This window comes from Zunongwangia endophytica (assembly GCF_030409505.1).
Lineage (GTDB): Bacteria > Bacteroidota > Bacteroidia > Flavobacteriales > Flavobacteriaceae > Zunongwangia > Zunongwangia endophytica.
Map to the genome: position 1 here is coordinate 2,591,172 of NZ_JAUFPZ010000002.1, position 23,629 is coordinate 2,614,800.

Here is a 23,629-nt window from a genome sequence, read left to right on the forward strand (position 1 = left end):
TCGCTGTTAGGATAGAGATCATATTTATAGTTGTTTTAAATCCGTACTCCAATTTTTAAACCGCCCCAATCTTCAGGATCACCATATTCAAATTCACGCGTCATTGAGGTTTGGTAATACTCTAAGTAGAAAAAACCAGATTTAATAACTAAACCGTAATAATATTGCCCAGTAAAACGCTCTATTTTGGTAGAGGGAATAGTATAAGGGCTGCTACGACTAAAAACTCCTCCTTGTAATAGAGCATTGTATCCAACAAAATTAGTTATTCCTCTAGCAAATAGATAAACCTGAAATTTACTACTTCTATTGGATGTTCTTAAAGGCGAGTTCACGAGTCCTAGAGTTGCGCTTGCCCCTAGATTTAAATCTGTGAACATCGTCCCCAATCGTGCCTTCGACTCACCATATAAGGAAAAATAATTACTTAAATCTAGAAGCAACGTTTCGAAGCCTAGATTATAATTTAGTATTACATCATCTTCGATTTGATTATCCCATCCTCTAGGCTTCCAATTCCCGGTAGCCTCATGAATCCAAGTTTGCCCGGCTCCGCCCAAAGATGATGGCCCAATAATACCCAGCCAAAAAGAAGATTTCATCCTGAATCCCTTATCAAGGTGATCACTAACGCTCATCATTTTTAAAGTTAATGCTGAAGCGTAAGGCCGATCAGTATATCTGATATCCACGTCGCTTATGACATCTGGCGTAAATGCAGAATGCTCTATAGCAAGTCCATATTTAAAATCGGCACCTTTACTTTTGAAAAAAAGAAAGTTTATTGGGTTTTTTCTGAAAACTGGATGAAATAATTCGAAATTCAAACCCTGAGTGTAATCATCATCCGAGTACATAAAGAAATCATTATCATAATTGAGTCTGAAATAACGATCTCCTTCAAAATCGTGAACTATATTAGTTGAGTTAATTTCTTGTCCATAACTAAATAGTGAGAAGCTTGTGAAAAATAAATTTATTAAAGTAATAAAGCTGAAATTGCAAGATTTTTTTTTCAAGATTTTGAGAACAAAAGAGTTATACTTCGGAAAAGATAAAAATAAAATTATTTTTCTTTTATCCTCTAGAATACCATAAATAGGTTTGATATAAATCTTTATTTCTGTTCATTCGGTCGATTATTTGTCTAATATTTATGTTTACTTTCGAAAAGTATATGATTAAATCGCATTAAGCTTGCTTCAATTTCTGAAATTCTATAAAATTCCGCTGCTTTTGTTTTTTTCGACAATTGCTTTGTATTGGAGTTTTGCTTACGATTTAGATCGATCTGACTTTCCGAAATTATTTACGCTTTACGTTGCACTTTTCTTTCTCAGTTTTAAACTGATTCAGCTTTTAAAAACACGATTTTGGCTTTTAGCGGGCGCAGCTTTAACCTTTAGAGTGATCTTTATATTCGCATTGCCTACTCTCTCACAAGATTTCTATCGCTTTATCTGGGATGGGCGAATTTTAGCTAATGGCATTAATCCATATTTGTCGACTCCAGATCTGTTGATGGAAAATGCGCATTTTGGAAGTATTTCTCAGGCAAAGGAACTCGTAAGTGGAATGGGATCGTTGAGCGCTTCAAATTTCACGAATTATCCGCCGGTAAATCAATTCATATTTGCCATTTCAGGATGGCTTTCAGAACAAAACATTTTTTCTTCCGTAGTAATTTTTAGGCTGTTTATTTTGTTAGCGGACTTCGGAATTTTGTTGTACGGAAGAAAACTATTGAAATCGCTGAACTTACCGGAACATCAGATTTTCTGGTTTATTTTGAATCCTTTTGTAATTATTGAATGCTTCGGAAATCTACATTTTGAAAGCGTTATGGGATTTTTTATCATTCTTACTTTCTATCTATTGCAAAAGCAAAAATGGATATTTGCAGCCTTTGTTTTAGGGATTTCGGTTTCGGTAAAATTACTTCCGTTAATGTTCTTACCGCTTTTCCTGAAGTTTTTCAGCAGTAAAAAAAATCCTTCAGAAATTATCCAAAATCGAGGTTTGACAGCTCCAATTTCAATAATTATAGCTGATCTGAAATCAGTAAACTGGACAAAACTCCTTGGCTTTTATGCTGTTGTATTGCTAACGGTCATTTTGAGCTTTCTTCCATTCTATAATTCGGCTTTTTTGAGCAACTTTTCTGAAAGCGTCGGACTTTGGTTTCAGAAATTCGAATTTAATGCTAGTATTTATTATATCATTCGGTGGATTGGATTTCAGGTGAAAGGTTATAATATTATTGCTGATGCCGGAAAGATACTTCCTATGATCACTTTACTGATTATTCTAGGTCTTAGCGTATTCAGCAAAAACAAGAGCTTAAAATCGCTAATTTTGAGTTTCCTTTTTACGATTTGCGCTTATTTTTTGCTTTCGACAACCGTGCATCCCTGGTATATTGTAACTCCGCTGTTGCTTTCAGTTTTTACCAAATATCGATTTCCGATTGTTTGGTCGTTTATGGCAATACTGAGTTATAGCGCCTACGCAAATCCAACATTTCAGGAAAATTTATGGCTAGTGGCTATCGAATATTTGGTAGTTATCGGATTCCTTTTAGCTGAAATTTACTTTCCGAAGCAATTACGATTTAGCCTTCTTTCTTGATTTTCGAATTAAAAATAGATTCCGAATATACACTACTGCTCCAAAAAAGTGAGCCGATAATAACACAGGGTCGGTTCTAAAACATGCATAAGTGAAAATGATGGCAGAGCCGGTTAAACTCATCACCCAAAATCCCCAAGGTAGGCTACTTTCATCGTGCCTTTCAGAATAAATCCACTGATAAACAAACCTACCGGTATAAACCATTTGCCCTACAGTTCCTAAAATCACTAACCAAATTGCAATATTATCTCCTGTAAAAAGCCTTGACCAATCTAAATCACTAAAGAAAACAAGATAAGCCGCAATAAGAATTGGTGATAGAATTACAGCAATTTTGAAAAAAATATTTGAGGTTTTCCATTGACCTTGCAATTGCAAATTCCGAAAATAAATGTAGTAGATAAGTGCCTGACCGATCATTATCGATAAATCCTTACGTAGGTAACCGTAAACGAAAAAGAGAATTGCTCCTAATAAACTAAGTTGCCAGAAAAGTGTTGGGGTCTGAACTTTATTCTTTTTCTCTGATAAGAACCATTGATTTACTAATCGAGCAGAAAAACATAATTGCGCCAAAAAACCAATCCCGTACACTATCCACATATTCATACACCAGAAAATTAAAAAAGCTGTCCAAAATACGCCAAATTTGACTAGAGGACAGCTTTACTGCATTGTAAATCTTTGTTAATACTTTTAGACTGTAAAGTTAAACAAAACTACATATCTAATAGATAAGCAAATATTAGTGGCGCCACGATTGTTGCATCACTTTCAATAATATGTTTAGGAGTATCGATATCTAATTTACCCCAGGTAATTTTCTCGTTTGGAACAGCTCCTGAATATGATCCATAACTTGTAGTTGAATCTGAAATTTGACAGAAATAGCTCCAAAATGGGGTGTCGGTTCTTTCTAAATCCTGATAGAGCATTGGCACTACACAAATTGGGAAATCTCCTGCAATACCTCCACCAATTTGGAAGAAACCTATTCCGGTATTCGCATTTTCAGTATACCAATCTGCAAGGAATGTCATATACTCAATTCCAGATTTCATAGTGCTTGCTTTCAATTCTCCTTTAATTACGTAAGAAGCGAAAATATTACCCAATGTACTATCTTCCCACCCAGGAACGATAATCGGTAAGTTCTTTTCTGCCGCAGCGTACATCCAAGAATCCTTTAGATCTATCTCGTAATATTCTTCTAAAACTCCGGAAAGTAATAGTTTATACAAATATTCGTGTGGAAGATAGCGTTCTCCTTTATCGTCTGCATCTTTCCAGATTTTGAAAATATGCTCCTGAATTCTTCTAAAAGCTTCTTCTTCGGGAATACAGGTATCGGTAACTCGGTTTAAACCACCTTCTAAAAGTTCCCACTCTTCTTTTGGCGTAAGATCTCGATAATTCGGCACACGCTTATAATGCGAGTGCGCTACAAGATTCATCACATCTTCTTCTAAATTTGCACCGGTACAAGAAACGATTTGAACCTTATCCTGCCGAATCATTTCAGCGAAAATTTTACCTAATTCTGCCGTACTCATCGCACCGGCAAGAGAAACAAGCATTTTATTGCCTTTTTCTAGTTGTTTCTCGTAATCTTTAGCCGCATCGACAAGCGCTGCTGCATTAAAATGTAAATAATATTTTTCTATAAATTGCGAAATCGCTCCTTTATTCATCTTCGTCTTCGTCGTTAGAATCTTGATATTTAAATTTGTAGCTAAGCATTTTATAATAGAGTTTCGCTGCTAAAAAGTCTGAAGATTTTTCGTTCTTATTTGGGCAAAGCTCTACAATATCAAAACCGACTACGTTTTTCTTTTTGAACATTAGTTTTAAAAACTCTAGAGTCTCATACCAAAATAGCCCACCTGGCTCTGGTGTTCCCGTAGATGGTAAAATTGAAGGATCAAATGCATCCAAATCTATAGTTATAAAAACATTTGGCGTCATTTGTCCAATAGCATCGTCCATCCAGTCCTCGTGCAAATCGTGACCAAAATACACTTGATTCTCGTCCATATGATCAGTTTCTGAAATATCCATAGAACGAATACCCACCTGCACTAGGTTTGTATTTTTACTTGCTTCGTGCATTGCACAAGCATGATTGTTTTTAGAACCTTCATATTCTGCTCTAAGATCGGCATGAGCATCTAGCTGCACTACAGTTAAATCTGCAAAGCTTTCATTAAATGCTTTAATGCTACCAATAGAAATACTGTGTTCACCTCCAAAAAGGGTTACAAATTTATCCTGAGCGATATAGTTTTTAGTGGTTTTATAAACCGCTTCTACCATTTTCTCTGGTGAAGCATCTTCACTTACCGCAGGTGCTAAATAAATTCCTTTTTTGTAAACCTCAGATCTTGTTTCTATATCATAAAGCTCCATGTTTTCTGAAGCTTCTAAAAATGCATCTGGTCCTTTGTCTGCGCCTTTTTGCCAGGTACTTGTCCCATCATAAGGAACAGGAATTAATACCACTTTAGCCTCATCGATTCGGGCATATTTATCGGGTATCCCGGCATAATTCTTTTTACTCATTTTAATCTAATTGGTTTAATAAGAAATAGTTGAAATATTTAAAGATAAATATTTTAATCATTATAATTACTGGTATCCTAAAATATCCAGCATATCTTCTGCTTTTTGTTGTTCTTTGAATATTTTAGTAGTGATTTTACCATTTTCATCTTTATCTATCAGCAAATGTTTGGGTTGCGGAATTAGACAATGCTGCAATCCGCCAAATCCTCCAATAGTTTGTTGATACGCTCCGGTATTAAAGAATCCAATATATAAAGGCTTCTCCTTTTTAAACTTCGGAAGATAAATAGCGTTGGTATGCTGCTCACTATTGTAATAATCATCACTATCACAGGTTAATCCACCTAGCAGCACGCGCTCGTATTCATCATTCCAGCGATTAATTGCCAGCATCACGAATTTTTTACTAATTGCCCAGGTATCTGGTAAAGTAGTTATGAAAGATGAATTTATCATATTCCACTTTTCACGATCATTTTGTTGCTTTTGGTACAAAATCTCATAGATAGCACCACCGCTTTCACCTACTGTGAAACTTCCAAATTCGGTAAAAATATTTGGAACATCAACACCTGCTTCTTCACAAGATTGCTTGATCTGGTTGATAATTTCTTCAACCATATATTGATAGTCATATTCAAAATGAAGTGAATTTTTGATAGGGAATCCTCCACCAATATTCAAACTATCTAAAGTTGGACAAATACGCTTAAGATTAATATACACCTTAAGACATTTGTTGAGTTCGTTCCAATAATATGCCGTATCACGAATACCAGTATTGATAAAAAAGTGAAGCATTTTTAGGTTCACCTTATCGTTATCTTTTATAGACTGATTATAAAACGGAACAATATTCTTGTAACCTATTCCTAATCTTGAAGTATAAAATTCGAATTTTGGTTCTTCTTCTGAAGCAATTCTAATTCCTACCTCAAAATCTTCGTTAATACGATCTTCAAGTAGACTTAATTCTTCATAATTATCAATAATCGGGATACAGTTTTTGTGTCCGTTATTAATTAATCTACCAATATTCGCCACATATTGATCGCGTTTAAAGCCATTACAAATTACGTAAGCATCGTCTTTAAGTTTTCCAGAAGCCTTCAATTTTTCAACAATATTAATATCGAAAGCAGATGATGTTTCAATATGAATATCATTCTTTAGCGCTTCGTTCATCACATATTCAAAATGTGAACTTTTTGTGCAATAGCAATAATTATAAGAACCCTTATAATCCAGATTTTGCATGGCGGTCTTAAACCAGCCTTTAGCGCGATTTATATTGTCTGAAATTTTTGGTAGATATGTGAATTTTAATGGCGCTCCGTATTGCTTTACAAGCTCCATTAAATCTATATCATGAAATTGAAGTTCACTACCTTCTAATTTAAATTCTTCTTGAGGAAAATAGTAAGTTTGATCGATTAAATCCCTGTATTTGGTATTCAATGTATATAAATAAGTGGTTAAAAAATAAAAATTAGGTATTAATTCATCAGTCTGAAAATTCAGATTGATAAAATATTGTTAAGAATATTATCAATATAAAAATTACAAGGTCTAGAAGTTGGGCTAAACCTAAGCTCCACCTGAACTGGAGGGAATCTGAAAAGAAAAATGTTTTTCAATTTAAAAACACTAAAAGAAAATTTCTATAATTAGAGATCAATTATAACTGTGTTTGGTAAAATATCCATTTATCCCAGTTTTAATTTCTGGGATAAATGTAAATAAAAAATTGATTGATTATTCAAAAAAATGAACTACAAATTACCAAGATTAATTATCTCTTGCTTGGTAAGTGTTCTAAAGCGACCTCTCGGCAAGTCTTTCTTAGTTAAACCGCCAAAAACAACGCGATCTAAATTTACAATCTCGTATCCTAAACTCTTAAACATTTTCTGAATGATATGTGGTCTGGTACTGGTAAGCTCTAAACCTACTTCAGATTTTGGGCGATCTTTTACATAACTAACATCAGTAACATTTACCTTTTTACCTTCGATAAAAACGCCTTCTCTTATTTTCTCTAAATCTTCCTGTGATAATGCATGGTTGATTTTTATGTGATAAATCTGGCGAATACCATTTTTAGGATTAGCAAGTTTTTTAGCCAAAGAACCATCGTTAGTAAATACTAATAACCCGGTAGTTTGAGTATCTAATTTCCCAACGGGATCTAGTTTAGATTTAGAAGCTTTAGCCATTATATCCATTACTGTTAAGCCTCCTTTATGAACACTTCCGGTAACGAAAACTCCTTTAGATTTATTCAGAACAAAATATTCTGGTTTATCTGGAGATATGCTACGACCATCAAACTTAACATCATCTGTTAGTTTTACTTTGTAACCCATTTCAGTTACTATTGCTCCGTTAACAGAAACATTTCCTGAAGAAATATAAATATCGGCATCCCTTCTAGAGCAAATACCTGCATTAGCGATATACTTATTTAAGCGCATCCCATCCTCCTGCTTTTCTATAGCAGTCACTTTTTTAGGTTTTATAGGCGCGTTACCGCGAGCATAAGATTTTTTGCGACCACCGCCACCTTGTCTTCCACTAAACTTATTTCCTGAAGAATTATCATTCCTGCTCATATCGCTAATTTTTTGCAAAGATACTGGTTACCTTCGATGTTAAAAAATGATTATTGAAAGATTTTGAATTTTCTTTAATCCAACTACTTCAAATAAAGAAAGTTGAAAGCTTATTTTACATATTTCAGTATAATAAAGCGCTATTTCCTTTAAAAAACTCGGTTTAGAAGTGTATCTGGATCGATAAGTAAAATACTAAAAACTCCTAAAACAATTATAAATTTCAGAATATTATGAAGCAATAAATATTGCCATCTCGCTTTGCTGAAATATAGAATAAGCATAAACAGAATAAGCAATAAGAAGCTTGCCCAAAAGTATATATCCATATATCCAAGATTAAACTTTTGCGTAAGTAAAAGTGTTGGAATTATAGAAAATAGGAATAAAATCCCTAAAAATAGTTTGCTCCACTTCTCCCCGTAAACCACTGGTATCGTGTTGTAATTTAAGGCCAAATCTCCTCTAATATTTTCCAGATCCTTTACCAGTTCTCGCATAGCGATCATTAGAAATAGAAAAGCGGCATGGATAAAAATTACAGCTTCTGTATTGCCATAATACACAAACACGGCAAAGAAGGGAATAATGGCCATTATTGATGCTACCAGATTTCCTACAAACAAGATCTTTTTGAGTCGGTGTGAATAAAACCAAATTGCGAAAATATACAGCGAAAAAAAGACCACCGTCTTAAACGAAACATAGCTGGCAAAAAATACGGCAAACATATTCAGAATAAAATATACCGAAAGCTTTGTTCGCTGCCCTACAATCCTATCGAGCATCGTTTTTTTGGGACGATTAATTAAGTCTTTCTCGCTATCGTAAAAGTTATTAATAATATATCCTGAAGCAATTACCGTAGCTGTGCTTAGGATCATAAAAAATAAATTATCGTCAAAAAAAACTTCTCGTAGCGGAAGTTCTGGAGCAAGAATAAATGCTGAAGCCAGGTACTGTGCGATAACGATCATAAGAATATTATAACCGCGAACCACAGAAAACAGGCTAAGCATTTTAAGCAAAAAGCGCTTATTCATCAGCGAAGCCATACGCTATAGATTTATTTAGTAAGTTTAGAAGTTATAAACAACTTCCAGATTGTAGTCTTTTAGTGATTCTTTTGCTTTTTCTAAATCTTCGGTAAATCCTAAGATATATCCACCACCACCAGAGCCGCAAAGCTTTAGGTAATAATCGTTAGTTTCTATACCATGTTTCCAAAGTTTATGAAATTGAGGAGGAATCATTGGTTTAAAGTTATCTAGCACTACATGAGAAAGATGCTTTACATTTTTGAAAAGCGACTTAACGTCTCCTTTTAGAAAATCATCAACACAAGCATCTGTATGCTTTACAAACTGGTTTTTTAGCATTTTCCTAAAAGGCTCTTGCTTCATATTCTCCATAAAGATACTCACCATTGGTGCAGTCTCTCCGGTAGAACCACTATCCAAAAGAAAAACAGCTCCTGTGCCATTCTCCGTTTGAGAAGGAATGCCAGCAGGTTCGATATTATCTTTAGAATTGATTAGAATCGGAATACTTAAGTAGCTATTTAAAGGATCTAATCCTGAAGATTCACCATGAAAAAAAGATTCCATTTTGCCGAAAATCTTTTTCAGTTTTAATAATTTATCACGAGTAAGATTCTCTAAAACAGTAATCTTATCTGTAGCATACTTATCGTAGATTGCAGCTACTAAAGCACCACTACTTCCTACCCCATAGCCTTGTGGAATACTAGAATCGAAATACATACCTTTTTCAATATCCGCTTCTAAACTAGCAATGTCAAAATTTACAAGGTCTGGATTTTCATTTTGAAGCGTATTTAAATATGCTGCAAACCGAACTAAATGTTCGTTAGATTCTTTAGATTTTGCCGTTGGCTCTTCAGAAACCTTTAAAGCGCCATTATAAAAATTGTAAGGAATGGATAACCCTTTAGAATCTTTGATGATTCCGTACTCTCCGAACAATAAAATTTTAGAATAAAATAAAGGTCCCTTCATAAAGTTAGGCTTTTAACCACTAAAATTGGATTTTGAATCTCAGCAGCTTATATAAATTTACAACATTTTTGATCCTTCTCCAACCTCATCGCAAATATAGTGTCCATTTTCACAATAGACAACTAACTCGTTCTTAACAAATTCCAAAATTTCTTTTTTATATTCTGCAGGATATAGCATATGTACATTCGCGCCAGCATCTAAGGTAAAACAAACCGGAATTCCGCTTTCTTCTCGCTTCTCCCAAATTTTATGAATAAGCGCTAAAGTATTTGGCTTCATCAATAAAAAATAAGGATCGCTACTCATCATCATACTGTGAAGACTTAGTGCTTCACTTTCTACAATTTTTATAAAGCTCTGGATATCTCCTTTTTCAAAAGCCGGAATTAGTTCTGATAAATGATCGTTTGCCTGCTTAAATCTTGCCTCTGCAAAAGGATGCCCATGCATCAAATCGTGTCCTACAGTACTGCTTACCTGCTTAATTCCCTTATCAACCAATAACACCGTATCCTGATAATCTTTAAAAACAGCATCCGTTTTTAGGGGATACTCAATCCCGTAATAGTCACTACTCAATAAAATATCTTTATGCTCGCCCCAAACAACCATACTGCCTTTTACACTTCTACCTGCACTACCACTTCCTAGTCTTGCTAAAAAAGAAGCTTTTTTATAGAAAAAATCTTCAGACATTTCTGGAAAAAGTGATTTCTCTAAACTCATCACACAAAGTGCCAACGCACTCATTCCACTTGCAGAAGAAGCTATACCGCTGCTGTGCGGAAAAGAATTTTCTGATACAACTTCGAAACTAAATTGTTTTAAATAAGCACAGTAAGGCAAAATTCGCTTAAAAAAAGATGCAATTTTAGGTTTGAAGCTTTCTTTCTTAACACCTTCAAAGACTACTTCAAAATTAATTTCTTCGGAATTTTGATGATCCTCAGAAACTTTAACATAGTTTAATTTTGTTGTCGTCTTGCAGTTTTTAAGTGTAAAACTCAAAGAAGGATTAGCCGGAATTTGATTTTCCTTTTTGCCCCAATATTTAACTAAAGCTATATTACTTGGTGCTTCCCAGCTTACGGATCCATTTTCTACAGCCGTGTTAATGTTTGCTGCGACAAATTCCTTATCAGGCATTTTTAAAGATTTTTAGCAAATATATACTTTTAAAATTTTCTTAGTGGATCACCCATAATTCATTTTTTTTGTTATTTTTAAATACAAAACCGAACCTAACTAATGAATGCTAAACTGCTTATACGCAGTGCTACAGCAACCGCCGTTTGTCTGGTATTTGGCTTTTTGGGCATTATCGCACTTCAAGACGGATTAGACACCTGGTATGCTGCACTGCATAAACCATGGTTTGCAGCCCCGGAATCTATTTTTGGACCGGTGTGGACAATTATGTATTTACTTATAGGAGTTTCTGCAGGTTTAGTATGGAGTAAAGGATTTTATCATAAATGGGTAAAAACAGCGCTTTATCATTTTGGATTTATTTTGCTGCTTAATACATTTTGGTTCTTATTTTTCTTTGGATTGCGCGAACCATTAATGGCTTTGCTTGCCATTATCGCCGTGTTTATAGTAGTTCTTATAACTATAAAATGGTTTAAAATCGTCAATGCATGGTCGGCTTATTTACTTATTCCTTATGCAGTTTGGGTACTTTATTTACTCGCTTTTACTTTCGAGTTTTGGCGTATTAACTAACCTTCAGCAATAGCTTTTGCAGCCATATAACCACCTGTCCATGCATTCTGAAAATTAAATCCACCCGTAATTGCATCGATATTAAGCACTTCTCCTACTAAATATAAACTCGGGTGTTTTTTACTTCGGAAGGTTTTAAAATCGATTTCTTTTAAATCTACACCTCCCGCAGTTACAAACTCTTCTTTAAAAGTACTTTTACCGTTTACCTGAAATTCAGCATTAGTTAATTGTATCGCTAATGATTCTAATTGCTTTTTTGAAATATTTGCCCAAACTTCTTCTTCTGGAATTTCTGAAGCACTACATATTTTTATCCAAAGTCGCTTTGGAAGTTCAAATTGGGGATATTTGAACACTTTTTGTTTTCCTGAGTTATTCTTGATTTTCATCAAATCTTCCATTATAGAATCTGAATTGAATCCAGGCACCCAGTTTACGAGTATGGGAAACTGATAATCACATTCGTTCAATTCTCTTGCTCCCCAAGCGGACAGTTTTAGAATCCCAGGACCACTTAATCCCCAATGGGTAATTAAAAGCGGACCTTCACTTTCTAATCCAGAATTTGGAATTTTCACTTCAGCAAAATTAGCAATACCGGCAAGACCTTCTATCCTAGAATCTTTGATATTGAATGTAAATAAAGAAGGCACAGCATTAATTAGATGATGCCCTAAATTTTCAAGAATATTCCACATTTTAGGATTACTCCCTGTTGCTATAACTAACTTCTCGCAAGTAAAATTCGTCTTAGTGGTTTTTACACCCCAGGCATTATCTACTTTTTCAATAGCATTTACCGGATATCCTGTAAGGATGTCAATATTTAAACGCTTAGTTTCGCTAAGAAAACAATCTATAATAGTTTCAGAAGTATTACTTACCGGAAACATTCTCCCGTCGTCTTCAGTCTTTAGTTCTACGTTGCGATCGGCAAACCAGCCGATGGTGTCACCTGTCATAAAACTATGGAAAGGCCCGAGTAATTCTTTTTGTCCTCTTGGGTAATTTTGAGTTAACTCTTTCGGCATAAATTCAGCATGAGTCACATTACATCTTCCGCCCCCTGAAATTTTCACTTTAGACAAGACATTTTTTCCTCGTTCTAAAATGGCAATTTTTAATTCAGGATTAAAATCTGCAATATTAATCGCAGTAAAAAAACCTGCGGCTCCACCGCCCACTATCAAAACATCGTAATGCGTCATTTATTTCTATTAGAATTATTTATGCCAAATCTAGAATTATATTCGATCTGGAAAGTCTGAAAAGATTCCATCTACACCAAGATTCTTCATCTTCTTGATTTTTTCGGTTTTATTTACCGTCCATACATTCACTTTTATGTTGTTACGGTGGCAATCTCCAATATAATCTCTGGTTACTAACTTATAATATGGATGGATAGCAGCTGCTTTTAGATGTCTTGCCTGTAAAAACGCAATACTCATATCATCCTCTGTCAAAACAGCTAAAGGAATTTCTGTATTCTCGCTACGCAAACTCATTAACTCGTTAAAATTAAAGCTTGAAATCAATATTCGTGATTTTGGATGCTTTTCCAGTAAATTTAATACTGGTAACGCCGTCCCTTCTCCTTTCAACTCGATATTCAGAATCACTTTGTCCTGAACTACATCTAGCACTTCTTCTAAAGTAGGAATTTGATATCCCTCTGTAGTTCTACAAGATTTCAATTCTTTAAGCGATTTTTCACCTACAAATCCTGTACAAGTAGTTGTGCTATCTAATTCTTCATCATGAATTACAACAAGCTCTCCGGTTTTGCAAAGATGTACATCGATCTCGATCATATCGACCTTCAGCGTCATTGCCTTTTTTATACTTTCGATCGTATTTTCGGCCACGTGACCTTTGGCACCTCGATGCCCAATTTTTAAAGGAGTTGTCATTAATAAGGTTGTTAGTTAGTTTATTTCAAATAGTTTTTAGTCCAAAAAGTTATATTCAACAGCCCTTTAGAAAGGCTTAGGACAACTTAACATTTTTTTTGCGTCCAGCATGCTTAAATTGACTCGATTTCAAACTACTAAAATGCAAATTTTATGGATCAACCAAAAACCTTTCCGCAACAAGATCAAAAACAACCGGGAAACCAGCATCAAATGCATCCCCAACCAATGATCATTAGAGACTCTTACAAGGGTAGTGAAAAGCTGAAGGGAAAAAACGCGTTAATTACAGGAGGAGATAGTGGGATAGGACAAAGTGTAGCTTTACATTTTGCTAGAGAAGGCGCAAACGTTGCCATTATATATCTAAGCGAAGATGAAGATGCTTTAGAGACTAAAAAGCTAATAGAAGGCGAAGGACAGCGGTGTCTTTTAATTGAAGGAGATATTAAGAATGCCGAATTTTGTGAAAAATCGATTAAACTTACGATTGACGAATTGGGAAGTTTAGACATCCTAATTAATAATGCTGCTGTGCAATTTCCAAAAGATGATATACAAAATATAAGTATAGATCAAATTAAGGAAACTTTCGAAACCAACATTTATCCATATTTTTATATTATCAAGGAAGCATTAAACTATTTAAAAGAAAATGCTACCATTGTAAATACAACTTCGGTAACATCCTACAGGGGAAGTTCGCATTTACTGGATTATGCCAGTAGTAAAGGTGCAATTACAAGTTTTACCAGAAGTTTATCTACGATGCTAGTTTCAAAAGGAATACGTGTAAATGCTGTAGCGCCGGGACCAATTTGGACACCCTTAATACCTGCTACTTTTGATGATGTTAAAGAATTTGGTCAAAAAGTACCAATGGGAAGAGCAGGGCAGCCGGGAGAAGTAGCTCCTGCATATGTTTTTCTAGCAAGTGAAGACAGTAGTTATATTACAGGACAAACCATTCATGTAAATGGTGGCGAATTAATTGGAGGATAAAATTTAAAAAAAAGAATAATATGGAGAAATGGTTTGAAGCATCAGAAACAAGTTTAGCTGCAATAACTCTTAGCGCAATAGGAATATTTATTTTAGTAATTCTATATACAAGAATTGCAGGAAAACGAAGTTTTTCTAAGATGTCCAGTTTTGATTTTGCGATGACGATCGCGAGTGGGAGTATCTTAGCTTCAACCATTGTATTAAAAAATGTGAGTTTAATTCAGGGTGCAGTGGCTCTTTTAGTAGTTTATATTCTACAAATTGGCACTGCATTTTTAAGAAGATATCCGGCTTTTCAGAAAATGACTGATAATGATCCTATTCTGCTAATGAAAGACGGAGAAATTTATTACGATAATTTAAAAAAAGCCAGAGTAACCGAATCAGATTTACGCGGAAAACTAAGAGAGGCAAATGTTATCCAACTTTCTGAAGTAAGAGCCGTAATTTTTGAAACCACCGGTGATGTTTCTGTATTGCATTCCGCAGATAAAGAATTAGAAGACTGGCTAATAAAAGATGTGAAACTAAAATAGTAATTTTCGCCTATAATTTTTACTTCGGAAAAAGATGTACCAGCCTAAAAAATACATAAAGGATGATCCTGAATTTATCTTTCAATTTATACAAAATCATCCTTTTGCAACTATGGTGAGCAATTCGCATCCCCTTGTTGCCACTCATATTCCGGTTTTAGTTGAAGGAACAGCGGAAGATTTTAGATTATATGCTCATATTGCTAATCACAACGAGCAATTAGAATCTCTAGAAAACGATGCTGAAGTTTTATTTATTTTTCAGGGTTCGCATGCGTATGTAAGTTCATCTTGGTATGCTGAAAAAGATATCAGCACTTGGAATTATTCGGCTGTTCATATCAACGCTAAGATCAAAATACAAACTTCTAAAGAGTTAGAAAACTCATTAGAAAAGCTGGTGAAAACATTCGAAAATCAACAAAAATCGCCTTTATTTTATAATGATATTCCTAAACAAATGCTTCAGGATCATTTGCCATTAATTACCGGATTTTGGGCAATACCATTCAAAATTAAGGGAATCGCAAAGTTACATCAAAGCTATTCTAAAGAAGACATAATTTCTTCCGTAGAACATTTAGAAAAAGGAACGCTTACCGATAAGCAACTTGCCAAGGATCTCAAAGAAGAGAACGGATTGCCTTAATTGCATTTCAGAAAAGAAACAAAGCAGACGCTTACATTTCAGAAATATTTTCATTAATCGTTCTTCTTCCGATATCTCATATTCAGCATTTCTATAGATAAAGAAAAGAAAACTGAAAAATAGATATAGCCTTTTGGAACATGATAATGCACAGCTTCTATAATTAGCATGACGCCAATTAAAATTAGAAAGCTTAAAGCTAATATTTGAATTGTTGGATGTTTATTTACAAAATCACTTATCGCTTTGGCAAAGATCATCATTACCAAAATAGAAATGATTACTGCTATGATCATTAAAACAATCTCTGTGGTTAAACCGATAGCGGTTAAAATAGAATCGAAAGAAAATATGATATCTAACATCACAATTTGACCTATAGCTAAACCAAAAGATTTTGCACTAACATTTCTCTCAGTTTCGTGTTGGCCTTCCACCTTATGGTGAATCTCTAAAGTGCTTTTTACCAAAAGAAAGATTCCCCCCGCTAACAAAATAATATCTCTCCAACTAAGCTCAAAATCACCAAAGGTTAATACCGGTTTCGTTAGGCCTATTATCCAGGTAATACCTAATAAAAGCAAAACTCTTGTGATCATCGCTAATGCTAAACCACCTATTCTCGCTTTTTTTTGCTGATGCTCTGGCAACTTCCCAGCAACTAAAGAAATAAAGATAATGTTATCGACCCCAAGAACAATCTCCATAAATGTTAGGGTAAGCAAGGCAACCCAAGTATCTGCCTGAAGAAAAATTTCCATAAATAAGCTATTGGTTAAACTGATGAAAATTAGCTATTAAAAAACTAAAAATAGATAAGAAAAAATTAAAAAAACAGCACTTCTACTATTTTGTAAAAGACCATTTAAAATTGAAAACAAAAAACCCGAAGATTAAATCTTCGGGTTTTTCTTATAAATTCTAGCGTTATTAATGCCGATATAACTGCTCTATAATTTTAAACTTATCGATCCCCGGCAGCAACTGCCAAATATCCTATTCCTTGCAGAACGTCTTCTTTTTCTTCTGAATTTTTGATCATCAAAGTTTTATTACTAACATCATATTTTTGATCGAAAATTAAAAAAGCCTTTTCTAAAAGCGCTCCAATGTAAAATTTTGACGGTCTATGAAGAATAGCCGAATTTACATTTATGCCGCTCTTATTGATATAAATTAATCGCTTAGAAAATGGCATCCAATTAGAGGTTACTTTAATTTCTAAATCTGATTCTTTTAATTGCCTTAAAAAAGCTGTCACAACATCATCATTGTAATGCTGATTTAAAAAACCATTCAAATGCTCATGGAAATAACTACTAAGTAAGATCTGATTGGAGCGTGATACAATGTTATATATCTTAAGGTGCGCTCCTTGGTAAATTAGTTTCATGGTAAAGTTGAGTTAGTTTAGCACTTTCAAAATTAAACAGTTACCTTGAAATACTTGAATCTTTAACATTAAAATTTCATCACCAAATTGATAATTATAGATTTCCTATAAAAGCCCATTTTCATAGTCACATTCCAAAAAAAGGCAATCCTTTTTTATATAAATTGAAATTTAATTCATCATGATTATGAGCTTTTCAGGTAAAAATGCATCAATTGTGCTGAAGCCGTAAAACTTTTTCAGCCAAATTTAAATAGAGTTTTTAATAGCAATCCATTTTTAATTGTCCTTTTTTCTGATAAAAACTTAGAGGTTTATTATTGTAGTTTTTGCAAATTTCAGTGAGGCTTTTTACGATTTCTTTTTGCATCAAAATAGAACCACAAATCATAATTACAGATCCATCCTGAAGACTTTTTGCAATTTTTTCAGCATCTCTAGCGACTAAATGTTGCACATAAACTTTCTCTTTAGAAATTCTGGAATACGCTGGTAAAAATTCAGTTAAACGCCCGTTATTCAGAAAAGAATCTATTCTATTTTTATATACATTAAAGCTTGCCTCATTGCGCCCTCCCCAATACAAAGTGATCGTTTGCTTCTTCGCATTTTCTTGCATCATGCCAATAAACGGTGCTATGCCAGTACCCGTAGCAATCATTATGGTATTTTTTGAGAGATTAAAATGAAAATCGGGATTCTTGACTTTTACAGCATCAATTTCGCTGCCTTCTTTTGCGTCATTCAAAAAGTTAGAGCATAATCCAAACTCATGTTTCTTAATACTCAACAAAATATTATACTCTTGATCTTTCCCAATAGAATACAATCTTTCGTGATCATTTTTTGTAGGATAAATTGCCAATAGATCACCTGATTTTATCTTTTGCTTTTTTATCGGAGCTAAGCCTACAACGAAAGTATCATCCGGACTTTCACTGGCTTTCGTTTTATATAGAATTTTATATTTTTTTGTCTTTTTTCGCTGTTTTGTAACGTCATTATCTCTAGGAACGTTTACTGTAATTCCGACTTTATTGCTCCACTGATCGACCCATTGATCGAAAGCCTCCCACGATTTATTATTTATAGTATAGGGCTTCAGAAACTGATGGCTTACTTCATTTTCGTACAACTGTTGATCGACATCAAAAGCATACTTACAATAACTAGGATAGGCAAGAGATCCAAAACCTACTACAGAATAGGAAAAAGTATTTTTTTGTTCAATATTATTAAATTTCCGAAGGAATTTTTTAGCATTTGCAGGCGGTTCTCCGTCGCCATAAGTCGAAGTGAAAATGACCAATTGCCCCATTTTTTTAAAAACGGCATATTGATCCATCTGGGCTATAAAAACCTTTTTTCCGTTCTTGATTAATTCCTGCTGAAAAAGCTTAGCGAAAGACATTGTACCTCCGGTTTCTGATCCTACAAGAATAACAATTTCGGCTTCATCTTTTTTGAACTTATTCTTTAGCAGTGATTTTCTTCTTTTAAGTGTGATCGCAAAACCAGAATAGATAAAAAACAATATACTTATGCAGGAAAGTGCTAATATTACTGCCCAAATTACATTTCCGCGTCCTGTATGTAAATTATAGCTATAGCCCGAAATTAAGTTGATTAATGGATAAGGCAATTCGCTAATTACTTCACCTGTGTATTGATTTACAAGTATTTCTTTATTTTGAAGACTAATTTTAAATGGATCTGAAGCATCTTCACTAAACGGAAATTCAATCGATCGTACATCGTCCAAATAAATATGCTCTAAAGAAGGAAAATCTGATAAAATACGCTGAGGATTTTCAACTAACTTTTCTTCATTTATAGTATGCGCAAGCCGAACTTCAGGAATAATATTAAAACGCAATAAAGAAAGGAAAACTCCGGTTACCGTTATAATGATAATGGGAATTAGCGACAACCTTCCCAGGTAAATATGATAATAAGAATAGAAATTTTCTCGTACAATTTTATCGAATATTGCTTTAAAACCCTGCTGTCTTTTTATAACCAGTATTAATCCCGAAATATTAATTAAAAACAATAGAAAAGAAGTGATCCCGACAAATATTCTACCGGTACTTTTAAGAAATAAACTACGATGTAAACTGGTTGCAAATTGAAATACTGAAGATTGATGCTCAATTTCACCAATTTTGATTCCTGTTTCTGGATTGATATAAAAATCTCCGCTATCGCCTTCCATACTAAAAACGGAAGCCACAGTAAAACCTTGCGCATCAACTTCTAAACTCAGCACCTCATCATAACTAGACTGAAGTATCTTTATAACTTCTGAAACCGGTAAAACTGAGTTATCTGCTGGTTTATAATCCAACGCAGCATGATCGATTGGCTCGAACGCTAGGATGATACCAGTTACCGAAGCAATAAGGATAAAAACAAAAGAAGATACAGCCAAACTTAAGTGACTGTATCTCCAAATCGATAATATCATGGGATTATTATTTGCTTGCCATTATCCGTACGTAACGAATATAGCCTTTACCTTCAAATTTACCTTTTAGATTTTCTGAAGTTAGTGGAAGCTCAAGATCTTTCACATAATACTTTTGATCTTCTACGGCAGTTTCAAAACGTATTTTGTAGCCGCTGTCTATTTTATCAGATTCAATTTGAAAAGCGCCCATTCCACGTCCACCAGCACCTACGGTCGCGCCAGAAATAGCATCAATTTTCTCATCCTTTTGCTTTTGATCTTCCCACCAGTCTGTTAAATCTGGATACCATTCTTCGTCGTCTCCTTGTACTAAAAGTGTTTTCTCGTATTCTCCAGATGGATTGATTAATGAAACCACAACATAAGCTCCTTCGCCGTTGTAATTCGTCATCTGAATAAGACACTTAAAAGATGTAGATTCTGAACCTACGAATGAAAACAAACCTAAGCTAAGTACTAAAAGACCAATTTTTAATGTATTAAATTTCATCTTGTATGTTATGATTTTAAAAATTCTAAATCTGCATTAGATTCTTGAAGTATTTCATTTTCACTAGCCAGATCGTAAACACTTTCTCCAAAATCTGTAGTTACTTCTTTATTAGCGCCGTGATCTAAAAGCAACTTCATAATTTTCGTATTATCTGCTCTTAAAGCTGCAATTTGTAATGGAGTATTTCCTTCAGCATCTGTGGTATTTACATCAATATCTGTTGCTAATGCTTTTTCAATTAATGCCAGATCATTTTTCTTTACAGCCAGCGTAAGAAAGTTTTCGTCATTAGCCTGAGCTTTGGTGAAATCAACATTTTCTTTTTTCAGCAATGCCATTTTCTTTTCAAAAGCTTCTGCATTTCGTGGATTATATGCATCAATTAAATAGTACACTAAAGAATTACCAGACTTATCTGTAAACTTAGTTTTAGCGCCTTCGCCCATTAAATACTCAACAACTTCAGGAGAGTTTCCAGCAACTGCAAGGCTCAATGCTGTTTCACCTTTTTCATTAGTCGCGTTGATGTTTTCTGTTTTTTCAGCAAAAAACTTAATTATTTCAAGTTTATTTCTTCTCGATGCATTAAGAAGCGGTGTGTTCCCTCCATCATTTTCCGCCGTTGGATTTACGCCGTTTTCAACAAAAAAGTTGATTACTTCCATATCCTTGCTTCTTGCAGCTAGAACATGTAAAGGTGTAGTACCATCGTCTTTGGTTACATTTGGCGCTACTCCTACTTCTTTTAAATATTCGAAAACAGGTAATTCGTTTGTAGATCTTCTAGATCCCATAGCTGCAAAAAACATTGCATTACCGCCTTCTTTATTTTCTTCTTTATAACTTACCCCTTTTTCGATAAGCTTATTCATCATTTCGATATTCCCAGATCTCGCTGCATAATTAAATACACCGTTACCTGCCTCATCGGTATCCTTAATAGACAACCCTTTAGATTCAAAATATTCTATCATTTCGTAATCGGTAAGGCTTGGCATCATCAAAAGCAAGGCATTAGCACCAGAATGTGTTTTTTCTACTTTGGGATTTGATCCTTTTGAAATTAAGTAATCGTAAAGTTCTTTATCTTTCACTCCTGCATTTGCCGCAAAATTGAGAACCGAATAACCGTGGTCATCAACGATATCCATTTTAGCTCCTCTTTCGCCAAACATTTTTACAAGCGGTAAATTGCCCGCAGAAGCTGCCCAAAAAATATAAGTTCTACCATCGTGAGTTAACTTATTTACATCGTTACCTTCTTGATCCAGCAAGTATGCAATAACATCTTCTGATGGATTAGAGAAGATTGCCATAACTACAGGATCAAAATTACTGCCGTTTCGCTCAGTTGGATCGTTCCCTTTTTCTACTTCACTTTTTATTTCGCTTACGTTTGGATTGTTGCTCCAATAATCTCTGGAAAGAAAAATATTATCTTCCTGAGCTGTTAGCGGTAAAGCCAATACTAAAGCTGTCCCTACCAAAAATTGTTTAATGTTTATCATACCAGGTTTTTTCGAATTCTTCTATTTATTGATTTTTCACTTGATCTAAGCTTCCTTTCTTTGAGTGCTTAGTTCGATTTGGGACGCAATATAATATTTTTTATAGTTTTATTTAAACTTAGTCTAAATATTGATTGGAGTTTTTTAAAGATTTTTGACAGTACGTAGAAATTGGTTTTATGCTGAATAAAAGAAAGTAAAACTTTAAGTTGAAAAATATAGCTAAGATCAATTTTTCAAAATTTCTGGAAAGAATTCGATTCTCAGATTTTTTCTTAATCCTCTATTAGGCTGAAGTAGTCTAAGAATTCTAGAAATGAAAACCGAATGAAATGAAGAATATTAGAATAGGTTGCTATCTAGAAACGAAATTGCATAAAAAAAGCCTCTCATTTCTGAGAGGCTTTTTACCTGTGCGGGCGGAGAGACTCGAACTCTCACACCTCGCGGCACTAGATCCTAAGTCTAGCGTGTCTACCAATTCCACCACGCCCGCAGGTCAATAAAATGCTCATCCTTTCGGTAAGCGGATGCAAATATAAACAAATCTTTTAAAACACAAACAAGCTTCAAAAAAAAATTTTGAAATTATTATCTTTGAGAAATTCAAAAATCTAAACCAATGGACAACGTGAGATCTTATGTTGAAGAACATAAAGATAGATTTGTCTCCGAACTTATTGATTTACTGAAAATTCCGTCGATAAGTGCCGATTCAAAATATAAAAACGAAATGATCACTACTGCTGAAGCAGTAAAAACCTCCTTAGAAAAAGCTGGTTGCGATCTTGTCGAAATCTGTGAGACTCCGGGTCATCCTGTTGTTTACGGAGAAAAAATTATCGATAAAAATCTACCAACAGTACTGGTTTATGGACATTACGATGTTCAGCCACCAGATCCATTAGATCTTTGGAACTCTCCTCCTTTCGAGCCTGTCATCAAAGAAACCGAGCTGCATCCCGATGGTGCTATTTTTGCTCGTGGTGCCTGTGATGATAAAGGTCAAATGTACATGCATGTAAAAGCATTGGAGTATATGACCAAAACCAATCAGCTTCCCTGCAATGTAAAATTCATGATCGAAGGTGAAGAAGAAGTGGGTAGCGAACATTTAGGTTGGTTTATCGAAAATAACCTAGAAAAGCTTAAAAACGATGTTATTTTAATTTCAGATACCGGGATGATTGCCAAAGATGTGCCGAGTATCACCACGGGATTAAGAGGATTATCTTATATGGAAGTTGAAGTTACCGGTCCTAATCGCGACCTTCACTCTGGATTATATGGTGGAGCAGTTGGAAATCCTATCAACATTCTAACTAAAATGATCGCTTCTTTAACCGATGAAAATAACCATATTACCATTCCTGGATTTTATGATAAGGTTGAAGAACTTTCTGCAGAAGAAAGAGCGAAAATGGCTGAAGCTCCTTATGATGAAGAAAAGTATAAGAATAAATTAGACATCAACGATGTTTATGGAGAAGCAGGCTATTCTACTTTAGAACGAGGATCTATTCGTCCAACTTTAGATGTAAACGGAATTTGGGGTGGTTACATTGGCGAAGGAGCCAAAACCGTTTTACCTTCAAAAGCATTTGCAAAGATCTCGATGCGATTAGTACCCGATCAAGATTGGAAAGAAATCTCTGAACTTTTTACAAAGCATTTTGAAAGTATTGCTCCAAATGCAGTAAACGTAAAAGTGAATACGCACCATGGTGGTTATGCCTACGTAACCCCAATCGATAACGATGCTTACAAGGCGGCAAGCAAAGCTTACGAAAAAAGTTTCGGAAAAATACCAATCCCGCAGCGCAGCGGAGGTAGTATTCCTATTGTTTCTCTTTTTGAAAAAGCTTTAAAAAGTAAAATTATACTGATGGGATTTGGTTTGGATACCGATGCCATACATTCGCCAAACGAACATTTTGGAATTTGGAATTACTTGAAAGGAATTGAAACCATTCCGCATTTCTATAAAAATTTTGCTGACTCGCAGAAGTAGTTAAGATTGGATAAATTGGCTGTTAATTTTTGTAGATCAGTTTTTCAGTAAACAGTCTCAATTAATAGTCGATTTTATATAAAACAAACCTCACAGT

The 23,629-nt window shown here is 34.4% G+C and carries 22 protein-coding genes and 1 tRNA gene; 6 read left to right on the forward strand and 17 right to left on the reverse strand.

Annotated features, from left to right (window positions below; genetic code table 11):
• Nucleotides 1–35: 35 nt before the first annotated feature.
• On the reverse strand, nucleotides 36–1,019 hold the full coding sequence (locus QWY91_RS11245; RefSeq protein ID WP_290235042.1) for a lipid A deacylase LpxR family protein: 984 nt from the start codon (nucleotides 1,017–1,019) through the stop codon (nucleotides 36–38).
• A gap of 217 nt (nucleotides 1,020–1,236) precedes the next feature.
• On the opposite strand from QWY91_RS11245, the gene QWY91_RS11250 reads away from it, so the two are divergent.
• Nucleotides 1,237–2,628 (forward strand): MptA/MptB family glycosyltransferase, encoded by a 1,392-nt coding sequence (locus tag QWY91_RS11250; protein ID WP_290235044.1) that lies wholly within the window; start codon nucleotides 1,237–1,239, stop codon nucleotides 2,626–2,628.
• Here the strand turns inward: QWY91_RS11250 and QWY91_RS11255 are convergent.
• The 8 genes from QWY91_RS11255 to QWY91_RS11290 form a co-directional block, all read right to left on the reverse strand.
• The gene (locus QWY91_RS11255) at nucleotides 2,605–3,240 is read right to left on the reverse strand and encodes a lipid-A-disaccharide synthase N-terminal domain-containing protein (RefSeq protein ID WP_290235047.1); all 636 of its coding nucleotides are present in this window, start codon (nucleotides 3,238–3,240) and stop codon (nucleotides 2,605–2,607) included. The two genes, QWY91_RS11250 and QWY91_RS11255, sit on opposite strands and share 24 nt — an antisense overlap.
• A gap of 110 nt (nucleotides 3,241–3,350) precedes the next feature.
• Nucleotides 3,351–4,322, reverse strand: a complete 972-nt coding sequence (locus QWY91_RS11260) for a deoxyhypusine synthase family protein (RefSeq protein WP_290235051.1) — start codon at nucleotides 4,320–4,322, stop codon at nucleotides 3,351–3,353.
• Nucleotides 4,315–5,190 (reverse strand): agmatinase, encoded by an 876-nt coding sequence (gene speB / locus QWY91_RS11265; protein WP_290235054.1) that lies wholly within the window; start codon nucleotides 5,188–5,190, stop codon nucleotides 4,315–4,317. Before speB ends, QWY91_RS11260 begins: the two co-directional genes overlap by 8 nt.
• A 66-nt stretch (nucleotides 5,191–5,256) precedes the next feature.
• Complete coding sequence (locus tag QWY91_RS11270) at nucleotides 5,257–6,651, reverse strand: arginine decarboxylase (RefSeq protein ID WP_290235055.1); 1,395 nt, start codon at nucleotides 6,649–6,651, stop codon at nucleotides 5,257–5,259.
• Nucleotides 6,652–6,965: 314 nt separating this feature from the next.
• On the reverse strand, nucleotides 6,966–7,805 hold the full coding sequence (locus QWY91_RS11275) for a pseudouridine synthase (RefSeq protein ID WP_290235058.1): 840 nt from the start codon (nucleotides 7,803–7,805) through the stop codon (nucleotides 6,966–6,968).
• A gap of 149 nt (nucleotides 7,806–7,954) precedes the next feature.
• The gene (locus QWY91_RS11280) at nucleotides 7,955–8,860 is read right to left on the reverse strand and encodes a geranylgeranylglycerol-phosphate geranylgeranyltransferase (protein WP_290235060.1); all 906 of its coding nucleotides are present in this window, start codon (nucleotides 8,858–8,860) and stop codon (nucleotides 7,955–7,957) included.
• 24 nt (nucleotides 8,861–8,884) lie between these two features.
• The gene (locus QWY91_RS11285; protein WP_290235063.1) at nucleotides 8,885–9,823 is read right to left on the reverse strand and encodes a mevalonate kinase family protein; all 939 of its coding nucleotides are present in this window, start codon (nucleotides 9,821–9,823) and stop codon (nucleotides 8,885–8,887) included.
• Nucleotides 9,824–9,880: 57 nt separating this feature from the next.
• The gene (locus QWY91_RS11290) at nucleotides 9,881–10,972 is read right to left on the reverse strand and encodes a diphosphomevalonate decarboxylase (RefSeq protein ID WP_290235065.1); all 1,092 of its coding nucleotides are present in this window, start codon (nucleotides 10,970–10,972) and stop codon (nucleotides 9,881–9,883) included.
• A gap of 102 nt (nucleotides 10,973–11,074) precedes the next feature.
• On the opposite strand from QWY91_RS11290, the gene QWY91_RS11295 reads away from it, so the two are divergent.
• Entirely contained in the window at nucleotides 11,075–11,551 is a 477-nt protein-coding gene (locus QWY91_RS11295; RefSeq protein ID WP_290235068.1) for a TspO/MBR family protein, read from the forward strand.
• Here QWY91_RS11295 and QWY91_RS11300 read toward each other — a convergent pair.
• Complete coding sequence (locus QWY91_RS11300) at nucleotides 11,548–12,762, reverse strand: BaiN/RdsA family NAD(P)/FAD-dependent oxidoreductase (protein ID WP_290235070.1); 1,215 nt, start codon at nucleotides 12,760–12,762, stop codon at nucleotides 11,548–11,550. The genes QWY91_RS11295 and QWY91_RS11300 overlap by 4 nt on opposite strands.
• A gap of 36 nt (nucleotides 12,763–12,798) precedes the next feature.
• On the reverse strand, nucleotides 12,799–13,467 hold the full coding sequence (locus QWY91_RS11305; RefSeq protein ID WP_290235074.1) for a glycerophosphodiester phosphodiesterase: 669 nt from the start codon (nucleotides 13,465–13,467) through the stop codon (nucleotides 12,799–12,801).
• Nucleotides 13,468–13,620: 153 nt separating this feature from the next.
• Here QWY91_RS11305 and QWY91_RS11310 point away from each other — a divergent pair, with 153 nt between their 5' ends.
• The 3 genes from QWY91_RS11310 to QWY91_RS11320 are packed head-to-tail and all read left to right on the forward strand — an operon-like array spanning nucleotide 13,621 to nucleotide 15,657.
• The gene (locus tag QWY91_RS11310) at nucleotides 13,621–14,469 is read left to right on the forward strand and encodes an SDR family oxidoreductase (protein WP_290235077.1); all 849 of its coding nucleotides are present in this window, start codon (nucleotides 13,621–13,623) and stop codon (nucleotides 14,467–14,469) included.
• 20 nt (nucleotides 14,470–14,489) lie between these two features.
• Entirely contained in the window at nucleotides 14,490–15,008 is a 519-nt protein-coding gene (locus tag QWY91_RS11315) for a DUF421 domain-containing protein (RefSeq protein WP_290235079.1), read from the forward strand.
• A 34-nt stretch (nucleotides 15,009–15,042) separates the two neighbouring features.
• Entirely contained in the window at nucleotides 15,043–15,657 is a 615-nt protein-coding gene (locus QWY91_RS11320; RefSeq protein ID WP_290235082.1) for an FMN-binding negative transcriptional regulator, read from the forward strand.
• 53 nt (nucleotides 15,658–15,710) lie between these two features.
• Here the strand turns inward: QWY91_RS11320 and QWY91_RS11325 are convergent, their stop codons facing one another.
• The 6 genes from QWY91_RS11325 to QWY91_RS11350 all read right to left on the reverse strand — a co-directional run bounded on the left by QWY91_RS11325 (nucleotide 15,711) and on the right by QWY91_RS11350 (nucleotide 22,017).
• Nucleotides 15,711–16,418, reverse strand: coding sequence for a TerC family protein (locus QWY91_RS11325; RefSeq protein WP_290235085.1), 708 nt, complete (start codon nucleotides 16,416–16,418; stop codon nucleotides 15,711–15,713).
• 203 nt (nucleotides 16,419–16,621) lie between these two features.
• A complete protein-coding gene (locus QWY91_RS11330; RefSeq protein WP_290235086.1) occupies nucleotides 16,622–17,050 on the reverse strand; it encodes a hypothetical protein in 429 nt (142 codons plus the stop codon).
• Between the two features lie 262 nt (nucleotides 17,051–17,312).
• A complete protein-coding gene (locus QWY91_RS11335) occupies nucleotides 17,313–19,517 on the reverse strand; it encodes a PepSY domain-containing protein (protein WP_290235088.1) in 2,205 nt (734 codons plus the stop codon).
• Nucleotides 19,518–19,524: 7 nt separating this feature from the next.
• A complete protein-coding gene (locus tag QWY91_RS11340) occupies nucleotides 19,525–20,010 on the reverse strand; it encodes a DUF2271 domain-containing protein (RefSeq protein ID WP_290235090.1) in 486 nt (161 codons plus the stop codon).
• An 8-nt stretch (nucleotides 20,011–20,018) separates the two neighbouring features.
• The gene (locus QWY91_RS11345) at nucleotides 20,019–21,521 is read right to left on the reverse strand and encodes an ankyrin repeat domain-containing protein (RefSeq protein ID WP_290235093.1); all 1,503 of its coding nucleotides are present in this window, start codon (nucleotides 21,519–21,521) and stop codon (nucleotides 20,019–20,021) included.
• Between the two features lie 414 nt (nucleotides 21,522–21,935).
• A tRNA-Leu gene (locus QWY91_RS11350) sits at nucleotides 21,936–22,017 on the reverse strand.
• A gap of 126 nt (nucleotides 22,018–22,143) precedes the next feature.
• Here QWY91_RS11350 and QWY91_RS11355 point away from each other — a divergent pair.
• Complete coding sequence (locus QWY91_RS11355; protein WP_290235095.1) at nucleotides 22,144–23,532, forward strand: dipeptidase; 1,389 nt, start codon at nucleotides 22,144–22,146, stop codon at nucleotides 23,530–23,532.
• Nucleotides 23,533–23,629: the final 97 nt, after the last annotated feature.

What these genes read in the sequence shown, in the direction of transcription:
- QWY91_RS11255 (WP_290235047.1), bottom strand. Translation starts at nt 3,240, where the DNA reads ATGAATATGTGGATAGTGTACGGGATTGGTTTTTTGGCGCAATTATGT.
- QWY91_RS11325 (WP_290235085.1), bottom strand. Translation starts at nt 16,418, where the DNA reads ATGGAAATTTTTCTTCAGGCAGATACTTGGGTTGCCTTGCTTACCCTA.
- QWY91_RS11260 (WP_290235051.1), bottom strand. Translation starts at nt 4,322, where the DNA reads ATGAATAAAGGAGCGATTTCGCAATTTATAGAAAAATATTATTTACAT.
- speB (WP_290235054.1), bottom strand. Translation starts at nt 5,190, where the DNA reads ATGAGTAAAAAGAATTATGCCGGGATACCCGATAAATATGCCCGAATC.
- QWY91_RS11280 (WP_290235060.1), bottom strand. Translation starts at nt 8,860, where the DNA reads ATGGCTTCGCTGATGAATAAGCGCTTTTTGCTTAAAATGCTTAGCCTG.
- QWY91_RS11335 (WP_290235088.1), bottom strand. Translation starts at nt 19,517, where the DNA reads ATGATATTATCGATTTGGAGATACAGTCACTTAAGTTTGGCTGTATCT.
- QWY91_RS11310 (WP_290235077.1), top strand. Translation starts at nt 13,621, where the DNA reads ATGGATCAACCAAAAACCTTTCCGCAACAAGATCAAAAACAACCGGGA.
- QWY91_RS11340 (WP_290235090.1), bottom strand. Translation starts at nt 20,010, where the DNA reads ATGAAATTTAATACATTAAAAATTGGTCTTTTAGTACTTAGCTTAGGT.
- QWY91_RS11295 (WP_290235068.1), top strand. Translation starts at nt 11,075, where the DNA reads ATGAATGCTAAACTGCTTATACGCAGTGCTACAGCAACCGCCGTTTGT.
- QWY91_RS11285 (WP_290235063.1), bottom strand. Translation starts at nt 9,823, where the DNA reads ATGAAGGGACCTTTATTTTATTCTAAAATTTTATTGTTCGGAGAGTAC.
- QWY91_RS11320 (WP_290235082.1), top strand. Translation starts at nt 15,043, where the DNA reads ATGTACCAGCCTAAAAAATACATAAAGGATGATCCTGAATTTATCTTT.
- QWY91_RS11275 (WP_290235058.1), bottom strand. Translation starts at nt 7,805, where the DNA reads ATGAGCAGGAATGATAATTCTTCAGGAAATAAGTTTAGTGGAAGACAA.
- QWY91_RS11305 (WP_290235074.1), bottom strand. Translation starts at nt 13,467, where the DNA reads ATGACAACTCCTTTAAAAATTGGGCATCGAGGTGCCAAAGGTCACGTG.
- QWY91_RS11315 (WP_290235079.1), top strand. Translation starts at nt 14,490, where the DNA reads ATGGAGAAATGGTTTGAAGCATCAGAAACAAGTTTAGCTGCAATAACT.
- QWY91_RS11290 (WP_290235065.1), bottom strand. Translation starts at nt 10,972, where the DNA reads ATGCCTGATAAGGAATTTGTCGCAGCAAACATTAACACGGCTGTAGAA.
- QWY91_RS11330 (WP_290235086.1), bottom strand. Translation starts at nt 17,050, where the DNA reads ATGAAACTAATTTACCAAGGAGCGCACCTTAAGATATATAACATTGTA.
- QWY91_RS11300 (WP_290235070.1), bottom strand. Translation starts at nt 12,762, where the DNA reads ATGACGCATTACGATGTTTTGATAGTGGGCGGTGGAGCCGCAGGTTTT.
- QWY91_RS11355 (WP_290235095.1), top strand. Translation starts at nt 22,144, where the DNA reads ATGGACAACGTGAGATCTTATGTTGAAGAACATAAAGATAGATTTGTC.
- QWY91_RS11345 (WP_290235093.1), bottom strand. Translation starts at nt 21,521, where the DNA reads ATGATAAACATTAAACAATTTTTGGTAGGGACAGCTTTAGTATTGGCT.